The organism is Salmonella sp. SAL04162 (genome assembly GCF_046551535.1).
GTDB lineage: Bacteria > Pseudomonadota > Gammaproteobacteria > Enterobacterales > Enterobacteriaceae > Salmonella > Salmonella enterica.
In genome coordinates this window covers 1-18,893 of record NZ_JBGDVX010000021.1, presented here as the reverse complement: position 1 = coordinate 18,893, position 18,893 = coordinate 1, and the positions used below count along the sequence as shown (strand labels likewise).

Sequence of the window (18,893 nt, the reverse complement as noted above, 5' to 3'; positions counted from 1 at the left end):
TTACACATTGACACACTCCCTGTCATATTCACTACACGCCATGTTGTGGTGAGTAGACCGGGAGTCTGTGATGAAAAAGATACGTCCATTAACAGAAGCCGATGTGACTGCGGAATCGGCTTTTTTTATGCAGCGCCGACAGGTGCTAAAAGCATTAGGCATCAGCGCGGCCGCCTTATCCTTACCCTCAACGGCGCAGGCCGATCTCTTCAGTTGGTTTAAAGGCAACGATCGTCCGAAAGCGCCTGCCGGTAAACCGCTTGAGTTTAGTCAGCCTGCCGCCTGGCGAAGCGATTTAGCGTTAACGCCGGAAGATAAGGTGACGGGCTACAACAATTTCTATGAGTTTGGCCTCGATAAAGCCGACCCGGCGGCCAATGCCGGGAGTCTGAAAACCGAACCGTGGACGTTGAAAATCAGCGGGGAAGTCGCGAAGCCATTTACGCTGGATTACGACGATTTAACACATCGTTTTCCATTAGAAGAGCGTATCTATCGAATGCGCTGCGTCGAAGCGTGGTCCATGGTCGTGCCGTGGATTGGTTTCCCTTTATATAAGCTACTCGCGCAGGCACAGCCCACCAGCCACGCTAAATATGTGGCATTCGAAACGCTATACGCGCCGGATGATATGCCAGGACAGAAAGATCGCTTTATTGGCGGCGGACTGAAATACCCTTATGTCGAAGGGCTACGTCTGGACGAAGCCATGCATCCGCTGACTCTGATGACCGTTGGCGTCTATGGTAAGGCGTTACCCCCGCAAAACGGCGCGCCCATTCGACTCATCGTTCCATGGAAGTATGGTTTTAAAGGTATTAAATCTATCGTCAGCATTAAACTCACCCGCGAACGTCCGCCAACCACCTGGAATTTGTCGGCTCCCAACGAATATGGTTTTTACGCCAATGTGAACCCGCATGTGGATCATCCACGCTGGTCTCAGGCTACCGAACGCTTTATTGGTTCAGGCGGTATCCTTGATGTGCAAAGGCAGCCGACGCTGCTGTTTAACGGCTATGCCAATGAAGTCGCTTCGCTGTATCACGGTCTCAATTTGCGGGAGAATTTTTAAGTGCGTCTGACAGCAAAACAGATAACCTGGCTAAAAGTTTGTCTGCATCTTGCCGGTTTTTTGCCGCTTCTGTGGCTCTTTTGGGCGATAAATCACGGTGGACTCAGCGCAGACCCGGTAAAGGATATCCAACACTTTACCGGCAGAACCGCGCTTAAATTTTTGCTCGCCACCTTGCTGGTTTCACCGCTGGCGCGCTACGCTAAACAGCCATTATTGATACGCACACGCCGCCTGTTGGGGTTATGGTGTTTCGTTTGGGCTACGCTGCATTTAACCAGCTATGCCTTACTGGAACTGGGGATACATAACCTGGCGTTGTTAGGAAGCGAGTTGATTTCACGCCCTTATTTGACGCTTGGGATCATTAGCTGGCTGGTGTTATTGGCGCTGACGTTGACCTCAACGCAATTTGCGCAGCGTAAATTGGGCAAACGCTGGCAAACACTGCATAACGTCGTCTATCTTGTCGCGATCCTGGCTCCCATACATTACCTGTGGTCGGTAAAGATTTTATCACCGCAACCGGTCATCTACGCGGCATTAGCGTTAGCCCTTTTAGCGTTGCGTTACCGGAAGTTTCGCCAGTGGTGGCGCTAGTTTGGTCAACTGTGCGGTCGATTGCAAAACGCAAAACAGGTAATGTCCTTTTTATGTTTCGGGTTGATTATCTTCCCTGATAAGACCAGTATTTAGCTGCCAATTGCGACGAAATAGTTATAATGTGCGACTTTACATTGCCCAACGGCGATTTTCGTTCGCAGAAAGGGTGACAATCGTGCAATGAAGGTATATTTTGTTTTTTGCCCGAAAATGGCAGAAGATAGCCACACAATGACTGGCAAATCATGAATTTCACCTTCGGGTGCTACGGCATAACAGGCAAATCAAAGATGCGCGGTATTTTACCCGCGGCAGTCATTCACATGCTTTACAGACGGCGCTAAAACGCCTGTCACAATCACACTAAACAAAGAGTACGGAACCCACTCATGGATATTCGTAAGATTAAAAAACTGATCGAGCTGGTTGAAGAATCAGGTATCTCCGAACTGGAAATTTCTGAAGGCGAAGAATCTGTTCGCATCAGCCGCACAACGGCAAACGCCGGTTTTCCGGTGATGCAGCAGGCTTATGCGGCGCCGATGATGCAGCAACCCGCTCTGTCTAACGCTGTCGCGCCAACGGCTACTCCAGCAATGGAAGCGCCTGCCGCAGCGGAAATCAGTGGTCACATCGTACGCTCCCCAATGGTTGGTACTTTCTACCGCACCCCAAGTCCGGACGCGAAAGCGTTCATCGAAGTGGGCCAGAAAGTGAACGTGGGCGATACCCTGTGCATCGTTGAAGCCATGAAAATGATGAACCAGATCGAAGCAGACAAAGCAGGTACTGTGAAAGCGATTCTGGTCGAAAGTGGTCAACCGGTAGAATTTGACGAGCCACTGGTCGTCATCGAGTAACGAGGCGAACATGTTGGATAAAATTGTCATCGCCAACCGCGGCGAGATCGCACTACGTATTCTTCGAGCCTGTAAAGAACTCGGCATCAAGACCGTCGCTGTGCACTCAAGCGCGGATCGCGATTTAAAACACGTATTGCTGGCGGATGAGACGGTCTGTATTGGTCCGGCACCGTCCGTAAAAAGTTATCTGAACATCCCGGCTATCATTAGCGCCGCTGAAATCACCGGCGCGGTGGCAATCCACCCGGGTTACGGCTTCCTTTCTGAGAACGCCAATTTTGCCGAGCAGGTTGAACGCTCCGGCTTTATCTTTATCGGCCCGAAAGCGGACACCATCCGCCTGATGGGCGATAAAGTGTCCGCGATTACCGCGATGAAAAAAGCGGGCGTGCCGACCGTACCAGGATCTGACGGCCCGCTGGGCGACGATATGAATGCGAACCGCGCTCATGCCAAACGTATTGGCTATCCGGTGATCATCAAAGCGTCCGGCGGCGGCGGCGGCCGCGGTATGCGCGTGGTTCGTAGCGATGCTGAACTGGCGCAGTCCATCTCCATGACCAAAGCGGAAGCGAAAGCGGCTTTCAGCAACGACATGGTATACATGGAAAAATACCTGGAAAATCCACGCCACATCGAAATTCAGGTGCTGGCGGACGGCCAGGGCAACGCTATCTATCTGGCGGAACGCGACTGTTCCATGCAGCGTCGCCACCAGAAAGTGGTTGAAGAAGCCCCGGCGCCAGGCATTACGCCGGAACTGCGTCGCTATATCGGCGAACGCTGCGCGAAAGCGTGCGTAGACATCGGCTATCGCGGCGCAGGGACGTTCGAATTCCTGTTCGAAAACGGCGAGTTCTATTTCATCGAAATGAACACCCGTATTCAGGTTGAACACCCGGTGACTGAAATGATTACCGGCGTCGATTTGATCAAAGAGCAGTTGCGCATCGCGGCGGGTCAGCCGCTGTCGATCACACAGGACGAAGTTGTCGTTCGAGGCCATGCGGTAGAATGCCGTATCAATGCCGAAGATCCGAACACCTTCCTGCCAAGCCCTGGCAAAATCACGCGCTTCCATGCGCCTGGCGGCTTTGGCGTTCGCTGGGAATCCCATATCTACGCGGGCTACACGGTACCGCCGTACTATGATTCCATGATCGGCAAACTCATCTGCTACGGTGAAAACCGCGACGTGGCAATTGCCCGTATGAAAAATGCCCTGCAGGAACTGATTATCGATGGTATCAAAACCAATATCGATCTGCAGACCCGCATCATGAATGACGAACACTTCCAGCACGGTGGAACTAACATCCACTATCTGGAGAAAAAACTCGGTCTTCAGGAAAAGTAATCGCACGTTAATCTCAAAAGGCCGGTGAATCCGGCCTTTTTTATTTCTGGGGATAGCGATGCCCCATCATGTACAATTCCCGCTTTCTTCACCCATAAGGGACAAAAAATGGACGCTCGTTTTGTTCAGGCCCATAAAGAGGCGCGCTGGGCGCTGTGGCTGACCCTTTGCTATCTGGCGGCATGGTTAGTGGCTGCTTACTTACCTGGAGACTCGCCGGGAATTACCGGTCTGCCGCACTGGTTCGAGATGGCCTGCTTATTGACGCCGCTGGTCTTTATTTTGCTGTGCTGGGCGATGGTGAAATTCATTTATCGCGATATTCCGCTGGAGGATGACGATGCAGCTTGAGGTCATTCTACCGCTGGTAGCCTATCTGGTCGTGGTCTTCGGGGTCTCGATTTACGCTATGCGCAAGCGTACCGCCGGCACCTTTTTAAACGAATATTTTCTTGGCAGCCGTTCGATGGGCGGGATCGTGCTCGCGATGACGCTTACCGCCACCTATATTAGCGCCAGTTCATTTATCGGCGGTCCCGGCGCGGCTTATAAATACGGTCTGGGCTGGGTCTTGCTGGCGATGATCCAGCTTCCCGCCGTCTGGCTTTCACTGGGTATTCTGGGTAAAAAATTCGCTATCCTGGCGCGTCGCTATAATGCCGTCACGCTTAACGATATGCTATTCGCTCGTTACCAAAGCCGCCTGCTGGTGTGGTTGGCAAGCCTGAGTTTATTGGTCGCGTTTATTGGCGCAATGACCGTACAATTTATCGGCGGCGCGCGACTGCTGGAAACCGCGGCAGGGATTCCCTACGAAACCGGCCTGCTAATATTTGGCGTCAGTATCGCACTCTATACGGCGTTTGGCGGCTTTCGCGCCAGCGTACTTAACGATACGCTACAGGGCCTGGTGATGCTGGTCGGCACGATAGTGCTGCTGGTGGGCGTGATCCATGCGGCGGGCGGTCTAAGTCAGGCCGTTGACACGCTGCACGCTCTCGACCCCAAACTGGTAACGCCGCAGGGCGCCGATGACATACTTTCTCCCGCCTTTATGACCTCTTTTTGGGTACTGGTCTGTTTTGGTGTGATTGGCCTGCCGCATACGGCGGTGCGCTGCATCTCCTATAAAGACAGTAAAGCGGTACACCGGGGCATTATTATCGGTACGATTGTCGTGGCGATTTTAATGTTCGGGATGCACCTTGCCGGCGCGCTGGGTCGCGCGGTGCTTCCGGATCTGACGGTGCCGGACCTGGTGATCCCAACGCTAATGGTGAAAGTTTTGCCGCCGTTTGCCGCCGGGATCTTCCTCGCTGCGCCAATGGCGGCGATCATGTCAACAATTAACGCCCAACTGCTGCAAAGTTCCGCGACGATCATTAAAGATCTCTATCTCAACCTGCGCCCCGATCAGATGCAAAATGAGATCCGGCTGAAGCGTATGTCGGCAGCGATTACATTACTGCTAGGCGCGCTGTTGCTGCTGGCCGCATGGAAACCGCCAGAGATGATCATTTGGCTCAACCTGCTGGCGTTTGGCGGCCTGGAAGCGGTGTTCTTATGGCCGCTGGTACTGGGCCTTTACTGGGAGCGGGCAAACGCGGCAGGCGCGCTAAGCGCCATGATCGTGGGCGGCGTGCTATATGCCCTGCTTGCCACATTTAATATTCAGTACCTGGGCTTTCATCCGATTGTGCCCGCGTTACTGTTAAGTTTATTGGCTTTTCTGATCGGAAACCGATTCGGCTCTTCCGCTTCGCAAGCCACCGTATTGTCTACTGATAAATAAAGAGTTTTGCCATGCCATGGATCCAATTGAAACTGAATACCACCGGCGCGAATGCTGAAGAGCTGAGTGATGCGCTGATGGAAGCGGGCGCCGTTTCCATTACCTTTCAGGATACGCACGATACGCCGGTTTTTGAGCCGTTGCCGGGCGAAACCCGTCTGTGGGGCGATACCGATGTGATCGGTCTGTTCGACGCCGAAACCGACATGAAAGAAGTTGTCGCGATTCTGGAGCAACATCGGCTGCTGGGTGCCGGATTTGCCCATAAAATCGAACAACTGGAAGATAAAGACTGGGAACGCGAATGGATGGATAATTTCCATCCGATGCGTTTTGGCGAGCGTCTGTGGATTTGTCCCAGCTGGCGTGACATTCCGGACGAGAATGCCGTCAACGTGATGCTCGACCCGGGACTGGCGTTCGGTACGGGTACGCACCCCACCACCTCTTTATGTCTGCAATGGCTGGACGGGCTCGATCTCAACGGCAAAACCGTGATCGACTTTGGCTGCGGTTCAGGCATTCTGGCGATTGCCGCGCTGAAGCTGGGAGCGGCAAAGGCGATTGGTATTGATATCGATCCGCAAGCTATTCAGGCCAGTCGCGATAATGCCGAACGCAACGGCGTGTCTGACCGGCTGGAGCTGTACCTGCCGAAAGACCAGCCAGAAGCCATGAAAGCCGACGTGGTCGTCGCTAACATCCTGGCAGGCCCATTACGCGAACTGGCCCCGTTAATCAGCGTACTGCCCGTTGAGGGCGGTCTGCTGGGGCTTTCAGGTATTCTAGCCAGCCAGGCGGAAAGCGTCTGCGATGCTTACGCCGAGCTTTTCACTCTCGACCCGGTCGTCGAAAAAGAAGAGTGGTGCCGCATTACTGGCCGTAAAAAATAATTCTTGTCAGCGTGGTCGCCCGGCCACGCTTTTCTCCACACAACTGCCTTAACGCCTTTCAGGCACCGAGACATCATTAAATTCATCAAATGAATGCCTGAAATGACTTCTTTGTCACTATCCGTCTGGATGATCAGCTGCTACCAGCGGACAAAAGGTACTGGCGTTTTAACGGGTCACAGCCATCGCCCTCGTGCTTAGTAATGCTGTCCGGGTTGTTCTGCAGCATCCGCTAACGCGCTCTTCAGCACAGCTGGGAAAATTTATGCGTGCCATTCATGAACACAAAAGCGCGTCTGTGCGCCCCCTTCCGACTGGCAACGGAGAAAAGTCACGCGCAGCGGGAAGTGATCTTGTCCTGAAACGAGACGGCGATCCCATTCATTTGGGGTAATTAGCTTATAAAAAAAGCAGATTATTCCGCTTATCTTGTTTCTGGTCGAAGAAATAGAGAGAAGTTACGGGAATTTGTAAGCGCGTACAAAACCGCCGACAATAAATAACCCTATGATTTTACTGAATTATAAATTTATTTTGCTGTTTTTAAGCACGATTCATTGATCTACAACAGTGGATTGTTCAAAGTTTGGCCTTTCATCTCGTGCAAAAAATGCGTAATATACGCCGCCTTGCAGTCACAGTATGGTCATTTCTTAACTCATGCGCATCGGACAATATCAGCTCAGAAATCGCCTGATCGCAGCGCCCATGGCTGGCATTACTGACAGACCTTTCCGGACGCTGTGCTATGAGATGGGAGCAGGATTGACAGTATCCGAGATGATGTCTTCTAACCCGCAAGTGTGGGAAAGCGATAAATCTCGTTTACGGATGGTGCACGTTGATGAGCCAGGTATTCGCACGGTGCAAATTGCCGGTAGCGACCCTGTTGAGATGGCCGATGCCGCACGTATTAACGTGGAAAGCGGCGCCCAGATTATTGATATCAATATGGGGTGCCCGGCGAAGAAAGTGAATCGTAAGCTGGCAGGTTCAGCCCTCTTGCAGTACCCGGATTTAGTGAAGTCTATACTCATCGGGGTCGTAAACGCGGTGGACGTTCCTGTGACTCTCAAGATTCGCACCGGCTGGGCGCCGGAACACCGTAACTGCGTAGAGATTGCCCAACTGGCTGAAGATTGTGGTATTCAGGCTCTGACCATCCATGGCCGCACCCGCGCCTGTTTGTTCAACGGAGAAGCTGAATACGACAGTATTCGGGCAGTTAAGCAGAAAGTTTCCATTCCGATTATCGCGAATGGCGACATTACTAACCCGCATAAAGCCAGAGCTGTTCTCGACTATACAGGGGCGGATGCCCTGATGATAGGCCGCGCAGCTCAGGGAAGACCCTGGATCTTTCGGGAAATCCAGCATTATCTGGACACTGGGGAGCTGCTTCCGCCGCTGCCGCTGGCAGAGGTAAAGCGCTTGCTTTGCACGCATGTTCGGGAACTGCATGACTTTTACGGTCAGGCAAAAGGGTACCGAATCGCGCGTAAACACGTCTCCTGGTATCTCCAGGAGCACGCTCCAGACGACCAGTTTCGGCGCACATTCAACGCTATTGAGGACGCCAGCGAACAGCTGGAGGCGTTGGAGGCATACTTCGAAAATTTTGCGTAAACAGAAATAAAGAGCTGACAGAACTATGTTCGAACAACGCGTAAATTCTGACGTACTGACCGTTTCTACCGTTAACTCTCAGGATCAGGTAACCCAAAAACCCCTGCGTGACTCGGTTAAACAGGCACTGAAGAACTATTTTGCTCAACTGAATGGTCAGGACGTTAATGACCTGTATGAGCTGGTACTGGCTGAAGTAGAACAGCCCCTGTTGGACATGGTGATGCAATACACCCGTGGTAACCAGACCCGTGCTGCTCTGATGATGGGCATCAACCGTGGTACGCTGCGTAAAAAATTAAAAAAATACGGCATGAACTAATTTCGATTAGCTAACTGCTTGTTTAAAAAGGCGCTACTCGGCATGGGGAAGCGCCTTTTTTATACGCATCACATGGAATTTGGTCATGAAAGCGGAATGTGAACCTCAGTACTTTGGCGATGAATCGAAGAAGATTATTCACGGTGACGCGCTAACAGAACTTAAAAAACTGCCTTCTGAAAGCATTGACTTAATTTTTGCCGATCCACCTTACAATATCGGAAAAGATTTCGACGGTATGGTGGAATCCTGGGACGAAGCGTCTTTTCTGGCCTGGCTGTATGAATGCATTGATGAGTGCCACCGCGTACTGAAGAAACACGGCACCATGTACATCATGAATAGCACAGAAAATATGCCGTATATCGATCTCAAATGCCGAACGCTTTTTACCATCAAAAGCCGTATCGTCTGGTCCTATGATAGTTCCGGGGTGCAGGCGAAAAAATACTTTGGTTCTATGTATGAACCGATCCTGATGATGGTAAAGAACCCGAAAAGCTATACCTTTAACCGTGACGCGATTCTGGTCGAGACCACCACGGGCGCTAAGCGCGCGCTAATCGATTATCGAAAAAACCCGCCCCAACCATACAATCAGAAAAAAGTGCCGGGCAACGTCTGGTCATTTCCTCGCGTACGTTATCTGATGGATGAATATGAAAACCATCCTACGCAAAAGCCCAGCGCGCTGTTAAAACGGATCATACTGGCCTCTTCTAACCCGAGCGATACTGTATTGGACCCTTTCGCGGGCAGTTTCACCACAGGCGCTGTCGCAGCGGCGTCAGGTCGTAAGTTTATCGGTATTGAACTCAATAATGAGTACGTAAAAATGGGGCTCAGAAGATTGAGCGTCACTTCGCATTATTCAGAAAATGAACTTGCAAAAGTCAAAAAGAGAAAAACACAAAACCTGTCCAAAAAGCAGCGAAATGTCGGGATAAACGCGCTATCTTCAGAGAAGTAAAAGCATTGTAAGTCCGCTTTTCAGCGTCAAAATTTCATGTATATTCCCAGCACGCATGGGCATGAATACACAGGATTTGACGATGATACGTAAGTATTGGTGGCTGGTTGTTTTTGCCGTCTCCGTTTTTCTTTTTGATGCGCTTTTGATGCAATGGATCGAATTGATGGCAACTGAACAGGATAAGTGCCGAAACATGGATTCGGTTAACCCTCTTAAATTGATCAATTGTACCGATCTGGAGTAGCGAACCGGGCGATTTAACCTATGATTATTTATCACCCGGATTTCTTTTATCCCTTATAAAAACAGGGAATTAAAACACGTTGAGGATAAAAGAAGGGGTGATACTGTCTCGTCCTTTTCTTTTCCTGCATAACCAATGAGCTAATGATACATGCCGGTTAGTGAGTACAACCACATCCTTGTGGCGGTTTCATTTGCTGTCGCTATTTTTGCGTCCTATACCGCATTAAATATGGCCGGACGCGTAGCCGGAAGCGCCCGATCAAACGCCAGAATATGGCTAATGGGCGGCGGCTTCGCGCTGGGCGTCGGTATTTGGGCGATGCATTTTGTCGGGATGCTGGCGATGGATCACGCGATGAACATGCGCTTCGATCCGTTCCTCACCGGCCTCTCCATGCTGATCGCGATCGGCTCCTCCCTGTTTGCGCTATGGCTGGTCAGCGCTGAAAAACTGCGCCTGCGCCGTTTACTGCCGGGCGCGCTGGTGATGGGACTGGGCATCAGCGCAATGCATTATACCGGGATGGCGGCGCTGCAATTTGCTTCCATTATCGTCTGGAATAGCGCGTGGGTTGCCCTCTCTATCATTATCGCGCTACTGGCGTCCTGCGGCGCGCTGTGGCTCACGTTCCGCCTGCGTCATGAGGGAACAGATGTCGCCCTGAGGCGAGCAGGCGCTGCGGTATTAATGGGGATAGCTATCGCCGGCATGCATTACGCCGGCATGAAGGCCGCACACTTTCCCCAAAACTGGCCGATGGAGCATCGTGGCGTCGATAGCAACTGGCTGGCTGTTCTTGTCAGCGTGGTCGCGCTGACTATCCTGGGCATTACTCTTCTGGTTTCTTTATTTGACGCCCGGCTTCAGGCCCGCACCGCACTACTTGCCTCTTCGCTGGCGCAGGCGAACCAGGAACTGGCGCAGTTGGCGCTGCATGATACGCTCACCCGTTTACCAAACCGGGTACTCCTTGAAGATCGTCTGGAACAGGCCATCAGCAAAGCGAATCGGGAAAGCACGTCTTTCGCGCTACTGTTTATGGATCTGGATGGCTTTAAAGCCGTTAATGACGCTTATGGTCATGATATCGGCGATAAGCTACTGGTAGCGGTCACGCATCGTCTGAACCAACCGCTGAGCGGGCAGTTTACCCTGGCGCGGATTGGCGGCGACGAATTTGTGCTGCTTGCAGAAGTCAGCGCGCCTGACGAAGCGGCTTCCCTTGCCAGCGCGCTGGTACATTCGATAGATGCGCCCTTTACGATAGATCCGTACGAACTGGTCGTCACCCTTAGCGTGGGAATAGCGCTCTATCCGCTGGACGGAAAAAACGAACGGGAACTGATGTTCAACGCCGATGCCGCAATGTACCACACGAAACATACGGGGCGTAACGGATACCATTTCTTTCAGCCATCAATGAATATGCTGGCGCAAACCCAGCTTCAGCTAATGAATGACCTGTGGCTGGCGCTGGAAAGACAAGAGCTCAGGCTGGTGTACCAGCCTAAATTTCAGGCTCCTGCCGGCCCCATTGTAGGATTTGAGGCCCTGTTGCGCTGGTATCATCCAAAACAAGGCGTACTGAATCCTGACCAGTTTTTACCGCTGGCGGAAAAAACGGGTCTTATCGTCACTATCGGTAGCTGGGTGATAGACGAGGCGTGTCGACAGCTACGCGAGTGGCACTTACAGGGATACGCCTTATGGTCAGTGGCGGTAAATCTTTCCGCCTTACAATTTGAGCAGCCCGGCCTTGTGGACACCATTACGCGGAGCCTGGCCCGACACAGTATCCGTCCCGATTTATTGATTCTGGAAATCACCGAAACCACGGCGATGAACAAGCCAGAGCAAAGCGTCGCTATACTCACCAGATTAACGGAAATGGGGGTTAAGGCCTCTATTGACGACTTTGGCACCGGTTATTCCAGCCTTCTCTATCTGAAACGTCTTCCGGCGTGCGAACTAAAAATTGATCGCGCTTTCGTACATGAACTCAGCGAGGCAAGCGACGGCGCGACCATTGTTGCGGCTATTGTCGCGCTGGCGAAAGCGTTAAATCTGCAAATTGTGGCAGAAGGGGTAGAAAATGAAACGCAGCAACAATTTTTGACCCAGTTAGGATGCCATACACTTCAGGGGTTCCTGCTTGGCAAGCCGCGTACGGCAGAGGAAATTGCTCGCGATATTCGGGACCCTGCCAATATATTCACAAGGTCAATATATAATATCAACTCAAAATAATCTCAGGCTTCTTCCGCCTGTTGTTCATTTGGCATTAATTGCCTCACACTGCCATCCGGGCTTAGCATTTTTAATACATTATCGACTAATGCAGGCGCCTGCTTATAAAGATCATAACTTGTGGGATTCATTAACCAGTTCTTTACTATTCCGCTAAAACTACCATGCAGAATAATTAATATGACATCCAGATCAAGACTGCCTGAGATCAGCTTTTTATCCATACATCGCTGTAATACTTCAAGCAGCGACTGATGATGGAAACCAATCTTCTCCCGAATGGCCTGTTCCGATATCATACCATTATGGAATTCACATTTATGATATAAAATCTGCATTAATGCCTGCTGACGAGGCACTGCCGCAATATATTGTAAGGCTGCAATAAATTTCTCTCGTAGATCCTGTAAAGGATTATCATTCCAGCATCCCGTAAGCCTATCCTGAATAAGTTCGCGTAAAGGTGGTTGCTGTAACCAAACCTCATTAAACAACTGCGTTTTATTCTCAAAGTGCCAGTAGATGGCGCCCCGCGTGACATCAGCGGCATCAGCGATATCATTCAGCGTCGTGTTGGCAACGCCGCGCAAAGCGAACTGCGCAATAGCGGTTTCAATCAAATGTTGCCGCGTTTTAAGCGCATCCGCCTTCGTTTTCTTCGCCATAATTAAGATATCCTGGACCATAAAAACGATAAATACGCTGATAAAATACTCAGCACAAAAAACAACTTTATCATGTCCTTTTTAGTCAGACGAGAGACAGCTATTTTTATTTCGCACAATATCGCCAAATCAATAATAAAAACAAATAAATTAATAAAACATATTCATATAAAATATATATTTCTATTTATGTTATTCAACATCATGATTTTACTAATCGGGACATTATGAAACGACAGGGAATAGTTCTTTTTTTTGCTTTTATGTGCCGTGAACCCCATCCCAAAATAAGTATTGCTTACATCACAAGCTAATAATTTGTAGGATACCCCACTGCTATTCTATTTTTCGCGCGTTAACGCCTTACCGTTATCCGGTGAATAACGAGCTTTCGGTTTTTTAAGGAACAGTAATGACGAAACATGCCAGGTTTTCACTCCTGCCCTCATTCATCATATTCTCTGCTGCGCTGCTGGCCGGTTGTAATGACCAGGGAGATACCTAGGCTCATGCCGGCGAGCCGCAAGTCACCGTCCACGTGGTCGAAACAGCGCCGCTAGCCGTAACGACCGAACTTCCCGGACGTACGTCCGCATTTCGCATTGCGGAGGTTCGCCCCCAGGTGAGCGGGATCGTGCTTAAAAGAAACTTCACCGAAGGTAGCGATGTAGAGGCCGGGCAGTCGCTTTATCAGATCGATCCTGCCACTTATCAGGCCGATTATGACAGAGCTAAAGGCGAACTTGCTAAAAGCGAAGCGGCTGCGGCTATCGCGCACCTGACGGTCAAACGCTATGTTCCACTGGTCGGCACAAAATATATCAGCCAACAGGAATATGATCAGGCGATTGCCGACGCCCGCCAGGCCGATGCCGCCGTTGTGGCGGCAAAAGCCGCTGTTGAAAGCGCGCGTATTAACCTTGCGTATACCAAAGTCACCTCGCCCATCAGCGGGCGTATAGGAAAATCTAATGTGACTGAAGGCGCGCTGGTGACTAATGGTCAGTCAACTGAACTGGCTACCGTGCAACAACTCGACCCGATTTATGTCGACGTGACGCAATCAAGCAACGACTTTATGCGACTCAAGCAATCCGTCGAACAAGGTAACCTGCATAAAGACAGCGCCAGTAGCACGGTTCAACTGGTAATGGAAAATGGTCAGGTCTACCCGATTAAAGGCACGCTGCAATTTTCCGACGTTACCGTAGATGAAAGCACCGGCTCTATCACGCTCAGGGCAGTTTTCCCTAACCCGCAACACAGTCTGCTTCCCGGTATGTTTGTGCGCGCCCGCATTGATGAAGGCGTCCAGCCCAATGCCATCCTTGTCCCCCAGCAGGGCGTAACCCGCACGCCGCGCGGCGACGCAATGGTGATGGTGGTTAACGATAAAAGCCAGGTTGAAGCCCGCAATGTCGTGGCGGCTCAGGCTATTGGCGATAAATGGCTCATCAGCGAAGGGTTAAAACCGGGCGATAAGGTCATCGTCAGCGGCTTACAAAAAGCGCGACCGGGCGTCCAGGTGAAAGCCACTACCGATGCTCCTGCAGCGAAAACGGCGCAATAAGGTAACCGTACATGGCAAACTTTTTTATTAGACGTCCTATTTTCGCCTGGGTTCTGGCCATTATCCTGATGATGGCTGGCGCACTGGCAATAATGCAACTTCCCGTTGCGCAGTATCCAACCATTGCGCCGCCAGCGGTTTCTATTTCTGCAACCTATCCTGGCGCGGATGCGCAGACGGTACAGGATACGGTTACTCAGGTTATCGAACAAAATATGAACGGTATCGATAACCTGATGTATATGTCCTCTACCAGCGACTCTGCTGGTAGCGTGACCATCACCCTGACCTTCCAGTCCGGAACCGATCCGGATATCGCGCAGGTTCAGGTGCAAAATAAATTGCAGCTCGCCACGCCTTTACTGCCGCAAGAAGTCCAGCAGCAGGGGATTAGCGTTGAAAAGTCCAGCAGCAGCTTTTTGATGGTCGCCGGGTTCGTCTCGGATAATCCGAACACTACCCAGGACGACATCTCTGACTATGTCGCCTCTAACATTAAGGATTCTATCAGCCGTCTGAATGGTGTGGGCGACGTTCAGCTATTTGGCGCACAGTACGCCATGCGTATCTGGCTGGATGCGAATCTGCTAAATAAATACCAGCTCACGCCAGTTGATGTCATCAACCAGTTAAAAGTACAGAACGACCAGATTGCGGCAGGCCAACTGGGCGGCACGCCAGCATTACCGGGCCAGCAGCTTAACGCCTCAATCATCGCCCAAACGCGTCTGAAAGATCCGCAAGAGTTCGGCAAAGTTACGTTGCGTGTCAATACCGACGGTTCTGTCGTCCATCTCAAAGATGTCGCGCGTATTGAGCTTGGCGGTGAAAACTATAACGTTGTAGCGCGCATTAACGGTAAACCAGCCTCCGGTCTCGGTATTAAACTGGCGACCGGCGCTAACGCGCTGGATACCGCAACCGCAATCAAAGCGAAACTGGCGGAACTGCAGCCTTTCTTCCCTCAGGGAATGAAGGTGGTTTATCCTTATGACACAACGCCCTTCGTAAAAATATCTATCCACGAAGTGGTAAAAACGCTGTTTGAAGCGATTATTCTGGTGTTCCTGGTAATGTATCTGTTCTTACAGAATATCCGGGCAACTCTGATTCCTACCATTGCTGTTCCTGTCGTGTTGCTAGGCACTTTTGCGGTACTCGCCGCCTTTGGCTACTCCATCAATACCCTGACGATGTTTGGTATGGTACTGGCGATAGGGCTATTGGTTGACGATGCGATAGTGGTCGTAGAAAACGTTGAACGTGTAATGATGGAGGATAACCTTTCTCCCCGAGAGGCGACGGAAAAATCCATGTCGCAGATTCAGGGAGCGCTGGTAGGTATCGCGATGGTACTGTCTGCGGTATTTATCCCGATGGCCTTTTTTGGCGGCTCGACCGGGGCAATTTATCGCCAGTTCTCTATTACTATTGTTTCAGCAATGGCGCTATCCGTTCTGGTTGCGTTGATTCTGACGCCAGCGCTGTGCGCTACGCTGCTTAAACCTGTATCTGCTGAACATCACGAGAAAAAAAGCGGCTTCTTTGGCTGGTTCAATACCAGGTTTGATCACAGCGTTAACCACTATACTAACAGCGTAAGCGGTATCGTGCGTAATACGGGTCGCTATCTCATTATCTATCTACTTATTGTAGTCGGAATGGCGGTTCTGTTTTTACGCCTCCCGACCTCCTTCCTGCCGGAAGAAGATCAGGGGGTATTCCTGACTATGATTCAGCTCCCCTCTGGCGCTACGCAAGAACGTACGCAGAATGTGCTGGATCAAGTCACTCATTACTACCTGAATAATGAAAAAGCGAACGTCGAAAGCGTGTTTACCGTAAACGGCTTTAGCTTTAGCGGTCAGGGACAAAACTCAGGGATGGCATTTGTCAGCCTTAAACCCTGGGAAGAGCGTAACGGTGAAGAAAATAGCGTCGAAGCCGTTATCGCCAGAGCGACACGCGCCTTCAGCCAGATTCGCGACGGGTTGGTGTTCCCCTTCAACATGCCGGCAATTGTCGAGTTAGGTACCGCGACAGGTTTCGACTTTGAGCTGATTGATCAGGGAGGACTCGGTCACGATGCGTTAACAAAAGCGCGTAATCAACTCCTGGGTATGGTCGCGAAGCATCCTGATCTATTAGTGCGCGTACGCCCGAACGGGCTGGAAGACACGCCACAGTTCAAGCTGGATGTCGATCAAGAAAAAGCGCAGGCGCTCGGTGTTTCGCTGTCTGATATCAACGAAACCATCTCCGCGGCGTTGGGCGGCTATTACGTTAACGACTTTATCGATCGCGGACGAGTGAAAAAAGTATACGTTCAGGCTGACGCTCAGTTCCGTATGCTGCCGGGAGATATCAACAATCTTTATGTACGCAGCGCCAATGGCGAGATGGTGCCCTTCTCTACCTTTAGCTCAGCACGGTGGATTTATGGTTCGCCACGCCTGGAACGCTATAACGGGATGCCGTCAATGGAACTGCTCGGTGAAGCAGCGCCCGGACGAAGTACCGGTGAAGCCATGTCGTTAATGGAAAATCTGGCTTCACAGCTGCCAAACGGTATTGGCTATGACTGGACAGGTATGTCGTATCAGGAACGGTTGTCAGGTAACCAGGCGCCGGCGCTGTACGCAATCTCACTCATTGTCGTTTTCCTCTGCCTTGCCGCTCTGTATGAAAGCTGGTCAATTCCGTTCTCGGTAATGCTGGTCGTACCGCTCGGCGTGGTTGGCGCTCTGCTTGCAGCGTCATTGCGCGGTCTGAACAATGACGTTTACTTCCAGGTTGGCTTGTTAACCACTATTGGCCTTTCTGCTAAAAACGCCATCCTGATTGTTGAGTTCGCCAAAGATCTTATGGAGAAAGAAGGACGTGGATTGATTGAAGCGACGCTGGAAGCATCCCGTATGCGTTTACGTCCTATTCTAATGACCTCGCTGGCCTTTATTCTCGGGGTAATGCCGTTAGTTATCAGTCGTGGCGCAGGTAGTGGGGCACAGAACGCAGTAGGCACAGGGGTTATGGGGGGAATGTTAACCGCAACCTTATTAGCTATCTTCTTCGTGCCAGTATTCTTCGTTGTTGTAAAACGCCGATTTAATCGCCATCATGATTAACCGGTAAACAGAGGCGTCTTCGGACGCCTTTTTAAACGGTACGTCTTTATCTCCGCTATTCCCCCCTCTCCGCTTACTTTTTCATTCTCCATAGTTTTTACAATTCACATGAATTGAGATGATTCCTCATGTCGGCCATTTTTTCTGTGGTGGTAAAATAACTCCCGTTTTCGCAGCGGTTAGAGCCAGCATTTACGTTGCTGTACTTCGCGAAACGCTGATTAATGAGGTAACACCATGAAAAGACTAATTCCAGTTGCATTGCTTACCACCTTATTGGCAGGTTGTGCACATGATTCTCCCTGCGTACCGGTTTATGACGATCAAGGGCGGCTGGTTCATACCAATACATGTATGAAAGGTACAACGCAGGATAACTGGGAGACAGCAGGCGCTATTGCTGGCGGCGCTGCGGCGGTAGCAGGGTTGACGATGGGTATCATTGCGCTTTCTAAATGATACATGCAGGCGCGGCAATGCCGCGCTTTCAGTAATAATATAAAGGTCGTAAGGATACTCAGCGACGTAATCTGTTCAGCCTATCCCCCGAAAGTTAACACGATAAAACGCTCTCTTTTCTTACTCGCCCATCCCGATAGTATTTATTCTATTCCTTGTCCGATGCAGACAAAATTGTAGCTTGATAGCATCGTAAGCCGCATTACAAACAGGCTTTATACAGTAAGACTTAGAGCGTGGTCCATTAGGCGTAATTATCGCAGACAGTCTGGATAAAAACCGGAGCATACACGTAATACATGAGGATTTTGAGCACTGTCCCAGGGCCAAACTGGCAAATAAAATAGCCTAATGGACCAGATTCTTAGTCCTCAGCGAATATCTCTATTGCTTATTAGAGGCGTAAGTAAAAGCCGTTTGTACATCTACTTCAGCACGGTTCACATTCGATGGTTCAGGCGGATATATGGCGGGAAATCACGTTTACTAAAACGGTTTTTATCCACCCTACGAAGATGTTATATACCCAAAATAATTCAAGTTGCTTAAAGGCGGCAAGGGAGTGAGTCCCCAGGAGCATAGATAACTATGTGACTGGGGTGAGCGACAAATCTGCCGGGAGCAGATTTGAACGTCGCGTGCGACGGCCCGTCAGGGCAAGGCCCATGAATGGGCCGAGTAATCCGTAGCCAACACATAAGCGACTTGAAGTATGAAGGGTATAAACCAAATATAAAACGCGTCGGCGCCATTATCCGATAACTTTTTCCATAGAAAGATAAATGCAAAAAGGCCCAATCTTTCGATTGGGCCTTTTGCTTTATTTGATGTCTGGCAGTTTATGGCGGGCGTCCTGCCCGCCACCCTACGGGCCGTTGCTGCGCAACGTTCAAATCCGCTCCCGGCGGATTTCTCCTCCTCAGGAGAGTGCTCACCGACAAAAAACAGATAAAACAAAAGGCCCAGTCTTTCGACTGAGCCTTTTGTTTTATTTGATGTCTGGCAGTTCCCTACTCTCGCATGGGGAGACCCCACACTACCATCGGCGCTACGGCGTTTCACTTCTGAGTTCGGCA

The 18,893-nt window shown here is 50.7% G+C and carries 16 protein-coding genes and 1 pseudogene; 15 read left to right on the top strand and 2 right to left on the bottom strand.

The window, feature by feature from the left end:
- Positions 1-70 precede the first annotated feature (70 nt).
- The 12 genes from msrP (at position 71) to ACLJRH_RS25055 (ending at position 11,998) form a co-directional block, all read left to right on the top strand.
- Positions 71-1,075 (top strand): protein-methionine-sulfoxide reductase catalytic subunit MsrP, encoded by a 1,005-nt coding sequence (msrP, locus tag ACLJRH_RS25110; protein WP_000723875.1) that lies wholly within the window; start codon positions 71-73, stop codon positions 1,073-1,075.
- On the top strand, positions 1,076-1,675 hold the full coding sequence (msrQ, locus tag ACLJRH_RS25105; protein ID WP_001240053.1) for a protein-methionine-sulfoxide reductase heme-binding subunit MsrQ: 600 nt from the start codon (positions 1,076-1,078) through the stop codon (positions 1,673-1,675). It abuts the gene before it with no gap.
- Positions 1,676-2,067: 392 nt separating this feature from the next.
- Positions 2,068-2,538 carry an acetyl-CoA carboxylase biotin carboxyl carrier protein gene (gene accB / locus ACLJRH_RS25100; protein ID WP_000354628.1) on the top strand — a complete coding sequence of 157 codons (471 nt, stop codon included), beginning with the start codon at positions 2,068-2,070 and terminating at the stop codon, positions 2,536-2,538.
- Between the two features lie 10 nt (positions 2,539-2,548).
- A complete protein-coding gene (gene accC, locus ACLJRH_RS25095) occupies positions 2,549-3,898 on the top strand; it encodes an acetyl-CoA carboxylase biotin carboxylase subunit (RefSeq protein WP_000884627.1) in 1,350 nt (449 codons plus the stop codon).
- Between the two features lie 108 nt (positions 3,899-4,006).
- Entirely contained in the window at positions 4,007-4,249 is a 243-nt protein-coding gene (locus ACLJRH_RS25090) for a YhdT family protein (protein WP_000340016.1), read from the top strand.
- A complete protein-coding gene (panF, locus tag ACLJRH_RS25085; protein ID WP_001175741.1) occupies positions 4,239-5,690 on the top strand; it encodes a sodium/pantothenate symporter in 1,452 nt (483 codons plus the stop codon). Before ACLJRH_RS25090 ends, panF begins: the two co-directional genes overlap by 11 nt.
- Positions 5,691-5,701: 11 nt before the next feature.
- Positions 5,702-6,583: a 50S ribosomal protein L11 methyltransferase gene (gene prmA / locus ACLJRH_RS25080; protein WP_023137162.1), complete on the top strand. Its 882-nt coding sequence runs from the start codon at positions 5,702-5,704 to the stop codon at positions 6,581-6,583.
- A 660-nt stretch (positions 6,584-7,243) separates the two neighbouring features.
- Positions 7,244-8,209: a tRNA dihydrouridine synthase DusB gene (gene dusB / locus ACLJRH_RS25075; RefSeq protein ID WP_001219664.1), complete on the top strand. Its 966-nt coding sequence runs from the start codon at positions 7,244-7,246 to the stop codon at positions 8,207-8,209.
- Positions 8,210-8,234: 25 nt separating this feature from the next.
- The gene (fis, locus tag ACLJRH_RS25070; RefSeq protein WP_000462905.1) at positions 8,235-8,531 is read left to right on the top strand and encodes a DNA-binding transcriptional regulator Fis; all 297 of its coding nucleotides are present in this window, start codon (positions 8,235-8,237) and stop codon (positions 8,529-8,531) included.
- 85 nt (positions 8,532-8,616) lie between these two features.
- Positions 8,617-9,501 carry an adenine-specific DNA-methyltransferase gene (gene yhdJ / locus ACLJRH_RS25065; RefSeq protein ID WP_000642611.1) on the top strand — a complete coding sequence of 295 codons (885 nt, stop codon included), beginning with the start codon at positions 8,617-8,619 and terminating at the stop codon, positions 9,499-9,501.
- 82 nt (positions 9,502-9,583) lie between these two features.
- A complete protein-coding gene (locus ACLJRH_RS25060; protein WP_000620015.1) occupies positions 9,584-9,748 on the top strand; it encodes a DUF2556 family protein in 165 nt (54 codons plus the stop codon).
- Positions 9,749-9,898: 150 nt separating this feature from the next.
- Entirely contained in the window at positions 9,899-11,998 is a 2,100-nt protein-coding gene (locus ACLJRH_RS25055) for a putative bifunctional diguanylate cyclase/phosphodiesterase (RefSeq protein ID WP_001145337.1), read from the top strand.
- A gap of 2 nt (positions 11,999-12,000) precedes the next feature.
- On the opposite strand, the gene envR is transcribed toward ACLJRH_RS25055, so the two are convergent.
- Positions 12,001-12,663, bottom strand: coding sequence for an acrEF/envCD operon transcriptional regulator (gene envR, locus ACLJRH_RS25050; RefSeq protein ID WP_001085721.1), 663 nt, complete (start codon positions 12,661-12,663; stop codon positions 12,001-12,003).
- 412 nt (positions 12,664-13,075) lie between these two features.
- On the opposite strand from envR, the pseudogene ACLJRH_RS25045 reads away from it, so the two are divergent.
- The 3 genes and pseudogenes from ACLJRH_RS25045 to ACLJRH_RS25035 all read left to right on the top strand — a co-directional run bounded on the left by ACLJRH_RS25045 (position 13,076) and on the right by ACLJRH_RS25035 (position 17,817).
- Positions 13,076-14,233 (top strand): annotated as a pseudogene (locus ACLJRH_RS25045) (efflux RND transporter periplasmic adaptor subunit).
- An 11-nt stretch (positions 14,234-14,244) separates the two neighbouring features.
- Positions 14,245-17,358 carry an efflux RND transporter permease subunit gene (locus tag ACLJRH_RS25040; protein WP_001273291.1) on the top strand — a complete coding sequence of 1,038 codons (3,114 nt, stop codon included), beginning with the start codon at positions 14,245-14,247 and terminating at the stop codon, positions 17,356-17,358.
- 237 nt (positions 17,359-17,595) lie between these two features.
- Entirely contained in the window at positions 17,596-17,817 is a 222-nt protein-coding gene (locus tag ACLJRH_RS25035; protein ID WP_000825645.1) for a membrane protein, read from the top strand.
- A gap of 651 nt (positions 17,818-18,468) precedes the next feature.
- On the opposite strand, the gene ACLJRH_RS25030 is transcribed toward ACLJRH_RS25035, so the two are convergent.
- Positions 18,469-18,893: hypothetical protein (locus tag ACLJRH_RS25030; protein ID WP_229589771.1), on the bottom strand; the 425-nt coding region annotated here is incomplete at its 5' end.